This is a genomic window from Pseudomonas sp. GXZC (genome assembly GCF_026967615.1).
Taxonomy (GTDB): domain Bacteria; phylum Pseudomonadota; class Gammaproteobacteria; order Pseudomonadales; family Pseudomonadaceae; genus Aquipseudomonas; species Aquipseudomonas azotoformans_A.
Window position 1 is genome coordinate 3,577,467 of sequence record NZ_CP114115.1, and the last position, 15,626, is coordinate 3,593,092.

Sequence of the window (15,626 nt, forward strand, 5' to 3'; positions counted from 1 at the left end):
TCATGTCCAAAGAACTCGACGATGAACTCAACGACCCAGGTAACGAAGACCCGGGTTCACTGATGGACGATGCAGAAGTGCCGCTCAACGATCTGGATGACGCGGCGGATGTGGGCAATACCGAAAACCAGGACTGAGCGTCACTCGATCATCTGTGAGCCAATGGTTTTCATCCGGATCATATCCATCAACTGCCGCAACCCCGGCTGTGACTGGCGCCGGCTGGGGTAATACATGCACAGCGGCTCGCCCATGCAGGCCCAGTCAGGCATCACCTCCACCAGGCGCCCCTCTTTCAGCTCCTGCTCCACACGATTGGACAGGCAGTAGGCAATCCCCACCCCTTGCAGCGCGGCATTGACGATAGTCTCGGTATCGGCCGCGCTGAAGTGGCCGGGCACGTCGATGCGTTGTTGCCGTGTGCCGTTGCCCAATTCCCACTTGTAGGTGGTCTTGTCGCCCAGGTACATGCGGATGCAGGCATGCTCCAGCAAGTCCTTGGGGGCCTGGGGCGTGCCCCGTCGGGCGAGATAGGTGGGGGAGGCGACCATGATCCAGCGCAGCTCAGCCGTCAGCGGTACAGCGACCATGTCCTGGGGCACGGTGGCACCGTAGCGGATACCCGCGTCGTAACCTTCAGCGATGATGTCGATCATCTGGTCCTGCACGATCAGGTCCAGGCGCAGTTGCGGGTAAGCCGCGCAAAAGTCCCCAAGAATCGGCGCCAGCAGCAAGACCGCCGCGTCCCGTGGCACATTCAGGCGCAGGCGGCCGATCGGTGCCTCGCGGTACAACTCCAGGGTGTCGAGGCCGTCCTTGATGGTGGCAAACCCCTGGAGGAGTTTTTCCGCCAAGAGGGAGCCCGCATCGGTGGGTTCCACGGCGCGGCTGGTGCGATAGAGCAGCTTGACGCCCAGGCGGGTTTCCAGGTTGCGCATGGTGTGGCTCAACGCCGAGGTGGTCACCCCCAGTTCATGGGCGGCGTGGCGGAAGCTGCGGCGGCGGATGATCGCCATGAACACGTTGAGATCAGCCAATTCGGAGCGGTTGAAAGCAGCCATTTCAAGTCTCTTGTGCGGGAATTCGGCTGCATGCGGCGTTGAGCCCTATTCAACCGTAGATGACTTAGAGTAATTGTTTTTCTAAGCATTGTTGCGCGCCATGGGATTTTTTTATGCACGTTGAGACCATCAGAATTGCCGGCATCGACCAAACGGTCTCGCGGATTGCCCTCGGCACCTGGTCCATGGGCGGGCACCTGTGGGGCGGGGCGGACAATGAACAGGCCATCCGCACGCTGCGCCATGCCCTGGCCATCGGTATCAACTTGATCGACACCGCGCCCGTGTACGGCTTTGGCCTGTCCGAAGAGCTGATCGGCAAAGCCCTGCGCGGCGTGCGCCACAGCGCGGTGATCGCGACCAAGGCCGGGCTGCAATGGGACACCGGCACACCCCGGCGCAACGCCACGGCCCAGCGCATCCGCAAGGAAGTCGAAGATTCCCTGGTGCGCCTGCATACCGACTACATCGACCTGTACCAGATCCACTGGCCCGACCCGCTGGTGGCCCAGGAAGAAACCGCCGATGAACTGGAACGCCTGCGCCGTGAAGGCAAGATACTCGCGGTCGGCGTGAGTAACTATTCCTCTGCGCAAATGGACGATTTCAGCCAGTACACCGCACTGGCCACGGTGCAGCCGCCCTATAACCTGTTCGAACGGGCCATCGACAGCGACATCCTGCCCTATGCCGAGCAACATTCCCTGGTGGTATTGGCCTACGGCCCGCTGTGCCGCGGTTTACTGAGCGGCAGCATGCACTCGGCCACGCGCTTTGTTGGCGATGACGTGCGCAAGCTCGATCCCAAGTTCAAGGCGCCGCGTTTCGAACAATACCTGGCCGCCGTGGCCGCGCTGGATATGTATGCCCGCGAGTGCCACGGCAAATCGGTGCTGGCCCTGGCCCTGCGCTGGGTGCTCGATCAAGGCCCGACCATCGCCCTGTGGGGCGCCCGGCGCCCTGAGCAGTTGAAAGGCTACGAGGAAGCCTTCGGCTGGCACCTGACGCCCGAAGACCTGACGCATATCGACCGTATTCTGGCCAGCACGATAAAAGATCCGATCGGCCCGGAATTTTTGGCCCCGCCCAAGCGTTAACCCTGCGACAGGGATGTCGCCAGCAACACACATAACATCCCTGTACGTCGAGGTTTTTGCATGAAGCGCGGTTCCGTAGTCACGATCGCTGGTGGTTTGCTCTGTGGGTTGGTGCTCGTGGGGGCCTGGAAGTGGCGGGGTAACCCGGATGCCTTGTGGCAGACCGTCAGCCAGCAATGTGTGCCCCACCAGCAACAGCAGCTCAAGCCCGACCCCTGCCTGGCGGTGGACCTGGACCGCGGCTACGTCCTGTACAAAGACCGCAACGGCCCGCTGCACAACCTGCTGATGCCGGCGGACAAGGTCACCGGTATTGAAGACCCGGCCCTTGGCCGCGCGCTGCTGCCGCATTACTTCACCCAGGCCTGGCAACATCGCCGGGTGTTGTCCGAGGGCTTGAAAAAACCGATTGCCGATCAGTTCGTCTCGGTGGCGATCAACTCTCGCTACGGTCGCTCCCAAAACCAGTTGCACGTGCATATCGCCTGCCTGCGCCGGGATGTCTATAGCACGCTCAACCAGCAAGTGCTGGATGAGCAGTGGCGCACGCTGCCGGTGCAGTTGATGGGGCACACCTACAGCGCCCGGCTGCTGTCGGCGGCCGATGCCGAGCTGCGCGACCCACTGGCAGTGTTGCGTGATTATGTGGACGCCCAAGGCGACTCGATGAGCCAGTACAGCCTGCTGATGGCACCGCGTGCCGATGGCAATTTCGTGCTGCTGAGCACTCATGTCACGTTGAGCGAGCTGAACCTCGGCTCGGCCGGCGAACTGCAGGACTATCGCTGCGACCTGATGAGCCAGCTGTAAACCGACAAAAATCACCACAACGACCTCTTTGGAGCATAAACGACACGGCCGCAGACTTACCCATTGAACGACTGTTCAGTTTGAACTATGTTGACCGCATCCACCCGTTTGTCACGTAACGGGTTCGCGCTGTTTCTTCTTGAACGAGAGGCTCTGGCATGCGGTTTTCCCCCTTCGTCGAACGAATTGCAGGGCAGGGCGTAGCCGCCTGGGACATCCACCACGCCGCATTCCAAGCGGCCAGCCAGGGCGAAGACATCATCATCCTCAGCGTTGGCGATCCGGATTTCGCCACGCCGTCCTTCATCACCGACGCCGCCGTGAGCGCCTTGCGCGAAGGTGACACCCACTACACCGAAATTCCCGGTCGCCCGGCATTGCGCGAGGCCATTGCGGCACGCTACAGCAAGACCCTGGGCCGTCGGCTGAACGCCGAAAACGTAATCACGGTGGCCGGGGCGCAGAACGCCTTATTTGTGACCTCCCTGTGTCTGTTGCAAGCGGGTGATGAAGTGCTGGTGCTCGACCCGATGTACGTCACCTACGAGGCCACGCTCAAGGCCAGCGGTGCGACGCTGGTGCGTGTGCCCTGTTCGCCGGAATCCGGCTTTCGCCTCGATGCCCAGTTGCTCGGCGCAGCCATCACACCGCGTACGCGGGCGATTTTCTTCTCCAACCCGAACAACCCGACCGGCGTGGTGCTCAACCCGCACGAACTGCAAGCCATTGCCGACCTGGCCATCGCCCACGACCTGTGGGTGGTGGTGGATGAGGTCTATGAAAGCCTGGTGTTCGACGGTGAGTACCACAGCCTTGCAGCGCTGCCGGGCATGGCCGAGCGCTGCGTAGTGATTGGCAGCCTGTCCAAGTCCCATGCCATGACCGGCTGGCGCATTGGCTGGATCATCGCCACGCCGCAGATGGTCGCCCACGCCGAGACCCTGGTGCTCAGCATGCTCTACGGGCTGCCGGGCTTTGTGATGGAAGCCGCCACCGCCGCCGTACTGGCCCATGACGAGGTGACCCAGGGCATGCGCGAGATTTATCGGCGCCGACGCGACCTGGTGGTGAGGGGGCTGAGTGCGTGCCCAGGCATCCAGGTGCAGGCGCCGCAAGCCGGGATGTTTGTGCTGGTGGATGTACGCGGCACCGGCCTGGGCTCCCTCGACTTTGCCTGGCGCCTGTTTCGGGAAGCCGGGGTTTCGGTGCTCGACGCCGCCGCCTTTGGCGAGCCGGCCCAGGGTTTCGTGCGCTTGTCGTTCACCCTGGGTGAAGAGCGCCTGAGCGAAGCCTGCCAACGCATCGTGCAATTTGTCGCCAAGCTGGCCGGTGAGCCGCGTGTTGCGGCGGCGCCCAGGATCGAAGGGGTGCCGCCGGCCGCAGTCAAAAAGATGATCGAGGTCATCGACCTGCACAAACGCTTCGGCAATATCGAAGTACTCAAGGGCATTTCCCTCACGGCCCACGAAGGCGACGTGATCTCGCTGATCGGCGCCAGCGGCTCGGGTAAAAGCACCTTGCTGCGCTGCATCAACATGCTCGAAGTGCCGGACCAGGGCAGCATCCATGTGGACGGCGAAAGCATCAAGCTCAACTACGGTCGGCCCGGCGCGCCCCTGGTCGCAGATGCCAAACAGCTGGTACGTATTCGCTCGACCCTGGGCATGGTGTTCCAGAACTTCAACTTGTGGCCGCACCGCACGGTCCTGGAAAACCTCATCGAAGCCCCCACCCAGGTCCTGCGCGAAAGCCGTGCCGAGGCCATCGAACGCGCCGAAGCCTTGCTCGACCGCGTCGGCCTGGCCGCCAAGCGCAACGAATACCCGGCGTTCCTCTCCGGCGGCCAACAGCAACGGGTGGCGATTGCCCGTGCGCTGGCCATGCGTCCCAAAGTCATGCTGTTCGACGAACCCACCTCGGCCCTCGACCCGGAATTGGTGGGCGAAGTGCTGCGCGTTATCCGCTCCCTGGCCGAGGAAGGCCGCACCATGATCCTGGTCACCCATGAAATGGCGTTCGCCCGGGATGTGTCGTCGAAAGTGGCGTTTCTGCACCAAGGCATGATCGAAGAAACCGGCTCGCCGGATGCGGTGTTTATCGACCCACGCAGTGAACGTTGCCGACAGTTCGTCAACGCGCATCAAACTCGCTAACTCCATAAAAAGACGGGGCAAAATCATGAAATCCAAGCGTATGGCAACGTGGTTGAGCAGTGCTGTGTTGATGTTGGCTGCAGGTTTCACCCAGGCGGCGGAAAAGCCCATCGTGTTTGCGGTCGCCGCGGAACCCTATCCGCCCTTCACCGTTAAAGGCGGCAACGGCCAGTGGTCCGGCTTTGAAGTGGACCTGATCCACAAACTCTGCGAAGGCATGAAAGCCGAGTGCCAGATCAAGGAAGTGGCGTGGGACGGCATTATTCCTTCGTTGCTGGCGAAGAAAATCGACGTGATTTTCTCGTCGATGTCGGTGACCGATGAGCGTGAAAAACAGATCGCTTTCAGCCGCGCCTACTACGATTCCCTGTTAGGCGTTGCCGGGCCCAAAGGCAGCGAAGTCGAGATCTCCCCGGCGGGCCTCAAGGGCAAGTTGATCGGCGTGCAGATCTCTACGGTCAGCGCCAACTACCTGAAGAAGTATTACGAAAACATCGCGGACCTGAAGTACTACGACACCCAGGAATCGGCCAACGCCGACCTGATCGCCGGGCGTATCGACTACATGATGGCCGACGACACCGCCATTGCCATGATGGTCAAGACCCCGGAAGCCAGCGGTCTGGCGCATATTGCCAGCGTGCCCTACGACCCGATCATCGGCCGAGGTGTCGGCGCCGGCCTGCGCAAGGAAGACACGGCGCTCAAGGCGCTCCTGGATAAGGCCATCGGCGAATTGCTGGTGAGCAAGGACTACGACGACCTGTCGCAGCACTATTTCGGCTTGTCGGTCAGCCCGTGCAAGCGCGGTGACACCCCGGCGTTTGTCAGCAAGACCTGTGACAGCCCCTATCAACAAGTCGCCCAGAAGACCGAATAATGCTCGATCTCTTAAGCTTCGGCGAACAAGGGTGGGGCAATGCGTTGCTCAAAGGGTTATGGATGACCCTGCAAATCTCCGCCGGCTCGTTTGCGGTGGGTGTGTTGATCGGCCTGGTGGTGGCCTGCGCCAAGCTCAGTGCGCCACGGCCGATTGCGCTGCTGATGCGCGGCTACACCACGGTGTTTCGTGCGGTGCCGGAACTGCTGCTGATCCTGCTGCTGTATTACGCCGGCTCCATGGGCCTCAACGCGCTGATGCTGGGGATGGGCTTCGAGCAGATGAACATCAGCGGCCCGCTGGTGGCGATCCTGGTGTTGGGCCTGGTGCAGGGCGCCTACGCGTCGGAGATCTTCCGCGCGGCGATCCTGGCGATTCCCCACGGCCAGATCGAAGCGGCGCGGGCGTTTGGCTTGAGCGGGTTTGGCCTGTTCCGCCGGGTGACCTTGCCGATCATGGCGCCGTTCGCCCTGGCCGGCATGTCCAACCTGTGGATCAACCTGATCAAGGACAGCGCCTTGATCAGCGTGGTCGGCACCAACGAGTTGCTGTACACCGCCAAGCAGGCCGCAGGCTCGACCCGCCAGTACCTGCTGTTTTACCTCACGGCCGCCGCCTTGTATTACCTGGTGACGCTGGCTTCCAACTACCTGTCCGGGCGCCTGGAGCGACGAATCCGTCGCTGGATGCCGGTTGTCGAGTGAGCGGGCCATGCCTGAATGGATAAGTTATTACGCCGGCCTGATCGCCAAAGGCTTGCAGACCACCTTGTCGCTGCTGGTGATCTCGGCGGTGTTGGGTTTCGCGCTGGCGGTGCTGGTGGCGCTGGCGCGCTTGTCGCGGCGCAAATGGCTGGCCCGTGGCGCGCTGGCCTACACCAGTGTGTTGCGCGGCACGCCGCTGCTGATCCAGATCTACATTTTCTATTATGGGCTGGGCAGTCTGTTTGCCCAGTTCCCGATGATTCGCGGCAGCTTTCTGTGGCCGTACTTGCGTGACGGCTACTGGTACATCGTGTTTGCCCTGGTGTTGTCGGTGGGTGCCTACGTCGGCGAAGTGATCCGCGGTGGCCTGCTGGCGGTGCCCAAGGGCGAAATGGAAGCCGCCTCGGCATTCGGCATGACGCCGCGCCAGGCCTTGTTGCGCGTGCGTTTGCCACGGGCAATGCGCCTGTTGTTGCCGACCTTGGCCGGGGAGACCGTGATGTTGCTCAAATCCACCGCTCTGGCCTCGACCATTGCCGTGGTCGACCTGTTAGGCGCGGCCAACGTAGTCCGCGCGCAGACCTTGCAGATCTACCAGCCGCTGCTGCTGGTGGCGGCGGTCTACCTGTGCCTGACCTTTCTCATCGAAGGTGTCTACGCCATCGCCGAACGGCGCGGTACGCCGCTGCGCAGGTCGGCCGGATGAAACAGGACCGCTCGTTGCAAGGGATTGCCCTGTGTTCGCTGGCGTATTTGTTCCTGGCGTTGCAGGACGCTGTGGTCAAGTGGCTGGTGGCCGATTACTCGGTGTTCACCATTCTGTTCTGGCGCAGCCTGGTGGTAGTGGTCGCGTGTTTGATCGCGGGGCGCATGGGCCTGGTGCGCAGTGCCTGGACGTCGGTGAGCCGGCGCTTGCTGATCATTCGCGGCTTGTTGTCGTCGCTCGCATGGTTGCTGTACTACACGGCGGCCAAGGACCTGAGCCTGGCGGAAATGACCACGCTGTATTTCTCTGCGCCGATCATGGTCACGCTGCTGGCTGCGCTGATCCTCAAGGAGCGCGCCAGCCGGGGGCAATGGATCGCGCTGATCATCGGTTTTGTCGGGGTGGTCATCGCCTGCCGTCCTACGCATATGCTCGACCCGTGGCCCATCGCTCTGACGTTGGGCGCGGCGTTGTGCTGGGCGTTTACCTATATCCAGTTGCGCCAGGTCGACCCGAGCAGCTCGGTGCTGGAGCAAATGCTCATTACCAACGTCGTGTTTGTGCTGTGCATGGGCGTGACCTTGCCCTGGACTCACACACCGGCGCCCACGCCGGCCTGGCTGGGCATGCTGGCGGCAGGTTTGGTCGGCGGCATTGGGCAATTCCTGCTGTTTGCCAGCTTTCGCCGCGCCACCGCGACATTACTCGCGCCATTCGAATACACCGGGCTGATCTGGGCGTTCCTCCTGTCGAGCCTGGTGTGGGGCACATTGATGGATGGCTCACTGATCATCGGCGCGGTGTTGATCGCCATCAGCGGCACCCTTGCCATGCTCAGCGCACGGCATCCGGTGTCACAGGACGTGATCGGCGCCGAATGCACCCTGACGCAACCCCTGTACCCAGCAGCGGCAGATGTGCAGGCCGTTGGCGGGGCTGAAGGTGCCGGGGTTGAGGCACCCCTCGAGCCAGAGTCCGTCGAGCATCGCCGATAAGCCGATGGCGGCCAGGTGGCTGTCGTGGATCAGCAGGTTTTCACTGCGGGCCAGATCGTCCAGCAGCTGTTGGATCAATGCCAGGTAGGCGTGGTAGCTGTTTTCGTGGGACTGGTTCACGTGGGGCGAATGGCGGATCAGGCTCCAGAACACCACCCACACGCCCAGCAGGTCGGGGTCCATGACCCGGGGCGAGAACGAGGCGCTGAGGAATGCATCCAGGCGCGCAGCAGGGCCTTCGGCCTGTTCCACGTGCGCCCAGAGGGCACTGGTCAGTTCGTTGGCCAGCTTGTGGTAAGTCTCGGCAATCAGCGCGTCGATGCTGCCGAAATGGTGGTTGAGCAACCCCACCGACACCCCGGCCTCGGAAGCGATACGGCGCACGGAAATCCCCGCATGCCCATCGCGGGCCAGGCAGGTGAGGGTGGCAGCAATCAGCAGGTCCCGGCGTTCGTCGGGGTCGGCGCGGCGCAGTTTGGGCAGATCGGGGGTCATGGGCAGGCCTTGGGTGAAACAGCACAGCGCTCAGGTTAGTTGAACATGTGTTCAATCTCTACCGATTAATTGATCAGAGGAGGGCAAGGCATGGCGAAAGACCTTTCGTGGCAGGTGACGGGCGATTCCGGCAATGTGCTGCACATCGGCGCCTGGCGCTTCGACGGCGACGGCCGCGGACCGAAGGTGCACCTGCAGGCCGGTGTGCACGCCGACGAAATCGCTGGGATGCTGGTGCTGCATCAACTCCTGCCGCGCTTGCAGGCGTGCGCCGAGCAGGGCCGGCTCAAAGGCACGGTCACGGTTGTCCCCCAAGCCAACCCCTTTGGTATCGGCCAGTTTCGCCAGGGCCGCTTGCTCGGGCGCTTTCACGAAGCCACCGGGCAGAACTTCAACCGTGCCTTCGATTGTTCGCTGGCCATGGCGCGCCCGGCGAGCAACCTGGCGCAATGGCAGAAACGCCTGGTGCAACTGGCCGCCGAGGCCGACTTGATTCTGGACCTGCACACCGACGACGAGGCGTTGCCCTATCTCTACATCCACCGCAGCTTCTGGCCCGAACAAGGCCTGGCACTGGCGGCAGCGTTGCAGGTGGACCTGGTGATTGTCTGGGATGAAGGCGGTGATGGCTCCTTTGAAGAAACCCTCATCAACCACGCTTCACCGCAACTGGCCGCCACTATTGAACTGCGCGGGCAGGCAGACGTCAGCGACGCCCTGGCGCAACAGGACGCGGATGGGCTGTGGGCCTGGCTGTGCATCAACGGTGTGATCGACGAGGTGGCCGACATTGCTGAATGGCAAGGCGACGTGGTCGACATGGGCTGCATGGAAACCGTACTTGCCCCTTGCGCCGGCGTACTGGTGTTCGAAAAGGGCCTGGGCGACGACCTGGAAGAAGGCCAGCGTTTCGCACGCATTATCGGCCGCCCCGGTGACCCGACCTCCGAAGTGACCCTGCACGCCGCCCAGGCCGGACGCATGATCACGGGGCATCGCGAACGCCTGGTAGCGCAAGGCTCGGTGGTCGCCAAGTTCACCGGTACACGCTTATCCGGCAGCTACAGCGGCGGCGTGCTGGACCCGTAGCGGCGTCTGCAACTGCAGCCACTCGCGCGGGCTGGTGCCGATCTTGCGCCGGAACGCACGGGCCAGCGCCGAGGGGCTTTCGTAACCGACTTCGTCGGCGATCAGGGCGATGGGGCGACCTTCACGCAGGCGTTTCTGCGCCAGGCTCACGCGCCAGCTCAGTACATAGTCGGCTGGCGTCTGGCCGACCACTTTATGAAAGTGCGCGGCGAAACTGGCACGGGACATGTTCGACTCAACCGCCATTTCCTGCACGGTCCACGGGCGTTCGGGGTTGTTGTGCAGCAGGGTCATGGCCCGCGCCAGACGCAGGTCGGCCAGGCCCGACATCATGCCGGTGGTCATGCTGTGATAGGCCATCATGTGGCGCAGGAACTGAATCACCATCAGCTCGAACAGCCGGTTCATCACCGCCTCGCGTCCGCAGTGTTCGGCGAAGGCTTCATCGAACAGCCAGTCCAGCGTGCCGGCGATCATCGGGATCTGCTTGAGCGGCATCACGATGGTGTCGGTCAGCGCCACGGACAACGGGTTATCGATGCCCCCATCAAAGCGCAACGAAGCCGCTACCACCTGGGCGCGATCGGCTTTGGTCGCCACCAGCCGATGGGGCAGGGGACGCGGCACCAGTACCAAACTGGGTTCGGGAATGCGCAGAGTGCCGTCGGGCATTTCCAGGCTGGCCTGGCCGTCCTTGAGCAGGTAGACCCGACCGCGCTGCTGCAGATCGCGGGTGTCGAGGGCGTCGTGCAGCGGCCCACTGTGAAAGGTATCGGCACCGATGCCGAAGTGCACCAGCAGTGTGGACAAACGATCCATGACTCACCTGATTTCAATTAACGATCTGTTTAGACGATCTGCGCCATATCGTCGACTATTAGCCTCCATTTGTAAAACACGCTTCGGCATCATGGCCTCACGTTCAACGCCTTGAGCGCCCACCCCCCAACGGAGCAAACGTTCATGAAAACCTTCAAGTTCTCCCGCGTCGCCGCCGCCCTGATCACCGGCGCACTCGCCCTCGGTGTCGCCACCGCCAGTGTTGCCGCCCCACAGAAAGCCACCGTCGTGCTGGTGCACGGCGCGTTCGCCGACGCCTCCAGCTGGAACGGCGTGATCGCCGGGCTCAAGGCTGAAGGCTACCCGGTGGTCGCCGTGGCCAACCCGCTGCGCAGCGTCAAGACCGACTCGGACTACGTGGCCGATATCGTCGAACACACCCAAGGCCCAGTGATCCTGGTCGGCCATTCCTACGGTGGCTCGGTGATCTCCAACGCCGTGCATGGCAGCAGCAAGGTCAAGGCGCTGGTCTACGTCGCCGCCTTCGCCCCGGAAAAAGGCGAGACCGCGTTTGAGCTGTCCGGCCGCTACCCTGGCGGCACCCTCGGTCCGACCCTGGACAAACCCGTGATTTCCAAGGACGGCGTGACCGACCTGTACATCCAGCAAGACAAGTTCAACAGCCAGTTCGCCGCCGACATGGCGCCCAAGGAAGCCCAGTTGATGGCAGCCGGGCAACGCCCGATCACCGAAGCTGCGCTGAAGGAACCGTCGGGTGACCCGGCCTGGAAAACCGTGCCGTCCTACTTCATATACGGTTCAGCGGACAAAAATATTCCTGAGGCCGCGCTTAAATTCATGGCTGACCGTGCGGGCTCCAAGGAAACCGTGGACGTGAAGGGCGCTTCGCACGTGGTGATGGTGTCGAACCCGGCGCGGGTGGTGGCGATCATCAATGATGCGGCCAAGGCCAACGCGCAGTAACCAAAAGAGTGGGGGCCCAGGCCTAATGCCAGTCAGTTAAGAAGTTGAACGTGTAAAAAGTGACCTGTGGCGAGGGAGCTTGCTCCCGTTGGGCCGCGAAGCGGCCCCAGCTCTTTGTTTAAAAAGCCTGGGACTGCTGCGCAGTCCTACGGGAGCAAGCTCCCTCGCCACAGGTACAGTGTTCGCCTCAACTGACTGGCATTAGGCCCAGGCCCCCATTTTGTTATTGATCGAACGGTGAACCGCGCTGCTTCAACCGCCGCATCGCACTGTCCAGATGCGCCCGCGCACTCGCCGGGTCGCCTTCACGCATCTGCTCATAGGCCAATTGCGCCACCGTCGGGTCAATCGGCTTGAGCGGCTGCCCGCTGGCCATGGCTTTCAACTGCACCTCGGCCGCCCGCTCCAGGTAGTACAGATCATCCCAGGCTTCGGCGATGTTCGGCGCAGCCACCATCACTCCATGATTCTTCAGGAACAGAATGTCGGCATCGCCCAACGCTGCAGCGATACGCTGACCTTCACCGTTATCCAACGCCAGGCCGTTGTAATCCTCATCCACCGCCGTGCGCCCATAGAACTTCAACGCCGTCTGCCCCAGCCACAGCAAGGGCGGGCCTTGCAGCAGGCACAGTGCCGTCGCATTCGGCATATGGGTATGGAACGCCGCCTTGATGCGCGGCTGCTGTTGATGCAGCTGGGCGTGGATGTAGAACGCCGTGGCTTCCGGCGTGCCGTCGCCGTCGATCACGTTGCCGTGAAAGTCACACACCAGCAGACGGGACGCAGTGATTTCCTCAAAGGCGTAGCCGAACGGATTGACGAAAAACACATCGTCATGCCCCGGCACCGTCGCTGAAAAGTGATTGCAGATGCCTTCTTCCATGCCATGCAGCGCCGCCAATTGCAGGCAAGCCGCGAGTTCTACGCGGGCGTCGATGGCGGCCAGGCTATCGAGATTCAAGCGCCCGGCGCGCGGGCCAAGGGAGGAGGGCGTGAAGGTATGGGCCATGGTTCACCACCCCAAGGACTTGAACAGTTCGGGAACGCCGTCGAGGGTTGGCAGGATCGCGTCGGGTGTGTAGTCGGCCAGCAATTGACGGCCGGTGCCACGGTCGATCCATACGCAGCGAAAACCGATATCGCGCGCGGCGGCGTGATCCAGGTGCGGGCTGGCGCAGATGTGCACCACCTCATCCAGGCTCACGCCCAGTTGTTCATGGGCATAGTCGAACAGGCGGCGGTTGGGCTTGTAGGCACCGGCTTGCTGGGCGGTGATCACCCGGTCGATGTGGCCACCCAGTTGCGCCACATTGCCGGCGATCACGTCATCGTCGGTGTTGGAAACGATGCACAGTTTGTAGCCCAGGGCCTTCAACTGCTTGAGCGTATCCACCACTTCGGGAAACGGTGGCATTGCGCTGATGCTATCCGTGAGCGTCGCACCATCGTGGTCATTGGCAGGCAAGCCCAGTTCCTTGAGCGCGAGTTGCAGGCTCAGCCCGGCCAGGGTGCGAAAGCTGCGGTGCGGTGGGGTTTGCTCCAGGGCGTGTTCGTGGTGGTCGTAGACGCTGAGCAGCGTTTCGCGGTCGACCTGGTGTTCGGCTTTCTGATCCAGGATCCGGTCGATGGCGGCACGCAGGCCTTCATCCCATTGGATCAGGGTGCCGTAGCAATCAAAGGTCAGCCACAGCGGGCGAGGGGAGTGTTCGAGTGGCATGGAGCACCTGTAAAAAGAGTGGGTGGTCGATGCAGCATAGGAAACCTCGCTCTTAGTAGGAAATTAAATTAGCCTCTACATCACAGTTGAATTGTCGATAAGAAGGTTGCCGCCATGTTTGATCTGGAACTCTTGCACACGCTGGTCTGCGTGGTCGACGAAGGCAGCTTCACCCGTGCAGCCGAGCGCGTTCACCGCACCCAGTCCACGGTCAGCCAGCAGATTCGCAAGCTGGAAGAAAGCGTCGGCCAGGTGTTGCTGGTGCGCGACCGTTCGGGCCAGCAAGTCAGTGCCACCGAACACGGCGAACTGCTGACCCATTACGCGCGCCGTCTGTTGAACCTGTCCCGCGAAGCCCGCGATGCCTTGGACACTGAGGCCCGCGTAGTGCCGGTGCGCCTGGGCGTGCCCGAGGATTTCGACGCGACGCGCATGGCGTCGATGCTTTCGGGTTTCGTACGTGCTCGCCCCGAGGCGCGGCTGGAGACGGTCAGCGGCATGAGCACCGACCTGCGCCGGCAATTGGAAAGCGGCGAAATCGACATCGCCCTGGTCAAGCGCGAAGCCGGCAGCGGCGAGTGCCACGCCAGCTGGCCGGAGCCCTTGGTGTGGGTATGTGGCCAGGGCCAGGATATGCAACTCGACACCTTGCCCCTGGCGCTGTTTCCCCAAGGCTGCATCTACCGCCAGCGCGCCATTCGCACCTTGGACAAGGCCCGGCGCAGTTGGCGCGTGGCGTTTGGCAGCCACAGCCTGACCGGGATCCAGGCGGCGGTCACGTCAGGGTTGGGTATCAGCATCCTGCCGAAAAGTGCCGTACTGCCCAGCCACCGCATCTGCACCGAGCTTCCTCCTGTGCCGCCGTCGGAACTGGCGTTGGTCAGCGGCGCCGAGCGCCTGAGCGCGACTCACCGTGGATTGATCGAGTGCCTGCGCGAGGAGATTTCACGGAGTCTCTGAACGCTCCAGCAGCAGCCGCTCCAGGGTGTCCACCGGCAATGGCCGGCTGAACAGGTAGCCTTGGATCTGATCGCAGCCGGCGTGCTTCAGGAACGCTAATTGCGCCTGGGTTTCTACGCCTTCAGCGACCACCCGCAGGTTTAGGCTGTGGGCCAGCTCAATGATGGTGCGGGTGATCGCGGCGTCCTGGGGGTTGCTGGTGACTTCGCGGATAAATGCGATGTCGATCTTCAGCGTGTCGATGGGAAAACGCCGCAGGTACGCCAGGCTTGAATAGCCGGTGCCAAAATCGTCGATGGAGATTTTCACGCCCATGGCATGCAAGCGTTGCAGGCTGGCGATGGTGTGCTGGGTGTTTTCCATCAGCGAGCCTTCGGTCAGCTCCACTTCCAGCCAGTGCGGCTCGACGCCGGTTTGCGCGAGGATACGTGCGATATCGGCAATCAGGTCGCCTTCTATGAGTTGATGGCCGGAAACGTTGACCGACACCTCCACGGCGCCAATGGCACTGCGTTGCCAGGCGGCAATCTGCTGGCAAACGGCCTCGATCACCCAGCGTCCTACCGGCACGATCAGGCCGAGGCTCTCCAATACCGGTACGAACACCGCGGGGGAAACGGCGCCATGACCCGGTCGGTCCCAGCGCAACAGGGCCTCAAGCGCGCAAAGCTGGCCCGTCGCAAGCTCGACTTTAGGCTGGTAGTGAACGATGAATTCATTGCGTTCCACGGCCTGGCGCAAGGCACTTTCCAGGTCCCGACGGTCGACGTCGGGTTGCAGGGCTTGGCGTAGGTTATCCGCCCGCTCGCCGTGAGCGGTGAGCCGCAGCAGGTTGCGCACACGCAAAGACAGTTCAATACGCTCGATCGGTTTGCTGATGAACTCTTCGGCACCGCTCTCCAGGCCACTGACGCGCGCACCAGGATCACTGAGGGCCGACAGCATGATGATGGGAATACCCGCCGTGACGTCGTCACCTTTCAATTGGCTGGCCACCTCATACCCATCCATCCCCGGCATCATGATGTCCAGCAGGATCAGGTCGGGCGCCTGTTGCGCCACCACCTGCAGCGCCTCTTCGCCGCTGCTCGCGCTGACGGTCTGGTAGCCTTCGTGGTGCAACAGCGTTTCCAGGAGCTTGCGCACCTGAGGTTCATCATCAACGATCAGCAGCGTGGCCATGGGTGCATTC

General features: G+C 62.4%; 16 protein-coding genes and 1 pseudogene. 11 read left to right on the plus strand and 6 right to left on the minus strand.

Features of this window, described 5'->3' with window-relative positions; all coding sequences use genetic code 11:
- The first annotated feature begins 2 nt into the window (after positions 1-2).
- Positions 3-137 carry a hypothetical protein gene (locus OZ428_RS16625; RefSeq protein ID WP_256348987.1) on the plus strand — a complete coding sequence of 45 codons (135 nt, stop codon included), beginning with the start codon at positions 3-5 and terminating at the stop codon, positions 135-137.
- 3 nt (positions 138-140) lie between these two features.
- On the opposite strand, the gene OZ428_RS16630 is transcribed toward OZ428_RS16625, so the two are convergent.
- Positions 141-1,061, minus strand: a complete 921-nt coding sequence (locus tag OZ428_RS16630; protein WP_033902170.1) for a LysR family transcriptional regulator — start codon at positions 1,059-1,061, stop codon at positions 141-143.
- Positions 1,062-1,174: 113 nt separating this feature from the next.
- On the opposite strand from OZ428_RS16630, the gene OZ428_RS16635 reads away from it, so the two are divergent.
- The 7 genes from OZ428_RS16635 to OZ428_RS16670 all read left to right on the plus strand — a co-directional run bounded on the left by OZ428_RS16635 (position 1,175) and on the right by OZ428_RS16670 (position 8,406).
- On the plus strand, positions 1,175-2,158 hold the full coding sequence (locus tag OZ428_RS16635; protein ID WP_269130559.1) for an aldo/keto reductase: 984 nt from the start codon (positions 1,175-1,177) through the stop codon (positions 2,156-2,158).
- Positions 2,159-2,218: 60 nt separating this feature from the next.
- On the plus strand, positions 2,219-2,968 hold the full coding sequence (locus tag OZ428_RS16640) for a CDP-diacylglycerol diphosphatase (protein WP_269130560.1): 750 nt from the start codon (positions 2,219-2,221) through the stop codon (positions 2,966-2,968).
- 158 nt (positions 2,969-3,126) lie between these two features.
- The gene (locus tag OZ428_RS34510; RefSeq protein WP_330911098.1) at positions 3,127-5,121 is read left to right on the plus strand and encodes an aminotransferase class I/II-fold pyridoxal phosphate-dependent enzyme; all 1,995 of its coding nucleotides are present in this window, start codon (positions 3,127-3,129) and stop codon (positions 5,119-5,121) included.
- Between the two features lie 25 nt (positions 5,122-5,146).
- Positions 5,147-6,001, plus strand: coding sequence for a transporter substrate-binding domain-containing protein (locus tag OZ428_RS16655; protein WP_269130561.1), 855 nt, complete (start codon positions 5,147-5,149; stop codon positions 5,999-6,001).
- Positions 6,001-6,705, plus strand: a complete 705-nt coding sequence (locus OZ428_RS16660; protein WP_033902177.1) for an ABC transporter permease — start codon at positions 6,001-6,003, stop codon at positions 6,703-6,705. Before OZ428_RS16655 ends, OZ428_RS16660 begins: the two co-directional genes overlap by 1 nt.
- 7 nt (positions 6,706-6,712) lie before the next feature.
- On the plus strand, positions 6,713-7,411 hold the full coding sequence (locus OZ428_RS16665; protein WP_028616125.1) for an ABC transporter permease: 699 nt from the start codon (positions 6,713-6,715) through the stop codon (positions 7,409-7,411).
- The gene (locus OZ428_RS16670; RefSeq protein ID WP_269130562.1) at positions 7,408-8,406 is read left to right on the plus strand and encodes a DMT family transporter; all 999 of its coding nucleotides are present in this window, start codon (positions 7,408-7,410) and stop codon (positions 8,404-8,406) included. The genes OZ428_RS16665 and OZ428_RS16670 overlap by 4 nt, the downstream gene beginning before the upstream one ends.
- On the opposite strand, the pseudogene OZ428_RS16675 reads toward OZ428_RS16670, so the two are convergent.
- Positions 8,362-8,901, minus strand: a pseudogene (locus OZ428_RS16675) (TetR/AcrR family transcriptional regulator); the annotation flags it as partial. The gene OZ428_RS16670 and the pseudogene OZ428_RS16675 overlap by 45 nt on opposite strands.
- 90 nt (positions 8,902-8,991) lie before the next feature.
- On the opposite strand from OZ428_RS16675, the gene OZ428_RS16680 reads away from it, so the two are divergent.
- Positions 8,992-9,990 (plus strand): succinylglutamate desuccinylase/aspartoacylase domain-containing protein, encoded by a 999-nt coding sequence (locus tag OZ428_RS16680; protein WP_269130563.1) that lies wholly within the window; start codon positions 8,992-8,994, stop codon positions 9,988-9,990.
- Here OZ428_RS16680 and OZ428_RS16685 read toward each other — a convergent pair.
- A complete protein-coding gene (locus tag OZ428_RS16685; protein ID WP_269130564.1) occupies positions 9,952-10,809 on the minus strand; it encodes an AraC family transcriptional regulator in 858 nt (285 codons plus the stop codon). The genes OZ428_RS16680 and OZ428_RS16685 overlap by 39 nt on opposite strands.
- Positions 10,810-10,953: 144 nt before the next feature.
- Here OZ428_RS16685 and OZ428_RS16690 point away from each other — a divergent pair, with 144 nt between their 5' ends.
- A complete protein-coding gene (locus OZ428_RS16690) occupies positions 10,954-11,754 on the plus strand; it encodes an alpha/beta fold hydrolase (protein ID WP_269130565.1) in 801 nt (266 codons plus the stop codon).
- Positions 11,755-11,977: 223 nt separating this feature from the next.
- Here the strand turns inward: OZ428_RS16690 and OZ428_RS16695 are convergent, their stop codons facing one another.
- On the minus strand, positions 11,978-12,766 hold the full coding sequence (locus tag OZ428_RS16695; RefSeq protein ID WP_269130566.1) for an aldolase: 789 nt from the start codon (positions 12,764-12,766) through the stop codon (positions 11,978-11,980).
- 3 nt (positions 12,767-12,769) lie between these two features.
- Positions 12,770-13,474 (minus strand): haloacid dehalogenase type II, encoded by a 705-nt coding sequence (locus OZ428_RS16700; RefSeq protein WP_269130567.1) that lies wholly within the window; start codon positions 13,472-13,474, stop codon positions 12,770-12,772.
- Positions 13,475-13,588: 114 nt separating this feature from the next.
- Here OZ428_RS16700 and OZ428_RS16705 point away from each other — a divergent pair, with 114 nt between their 5' ends.
- Positions 13,589-14,434, plus strand: coding sequence for a LysR family transcriptional regulator (locus OZ428_RS16705; protein WP_269130568.1), 846 nt, complete (start codon positions 13,589-13,591; stop codon positions 14,432-14,434).
- Here the strand turns inward: OZ428_RS16705 and OZ428_RS16710 are convergent.
- Positions 14,420-15,616, minus strand: a complete 1,197-nt coding sequence (locus OZ428_RS16710; protein WP_269130569.1) for an EAL domain-containing response regulator — start codon at positions 15,614-15,616, stop codon at positions 14,420-14,422. The genes OZ428_RS16705 and OZ428_RS16710 overlap by 15 nt on opposite strands.
- Positions 15,617-15,626: the final 10 nt, after the last annotated feature.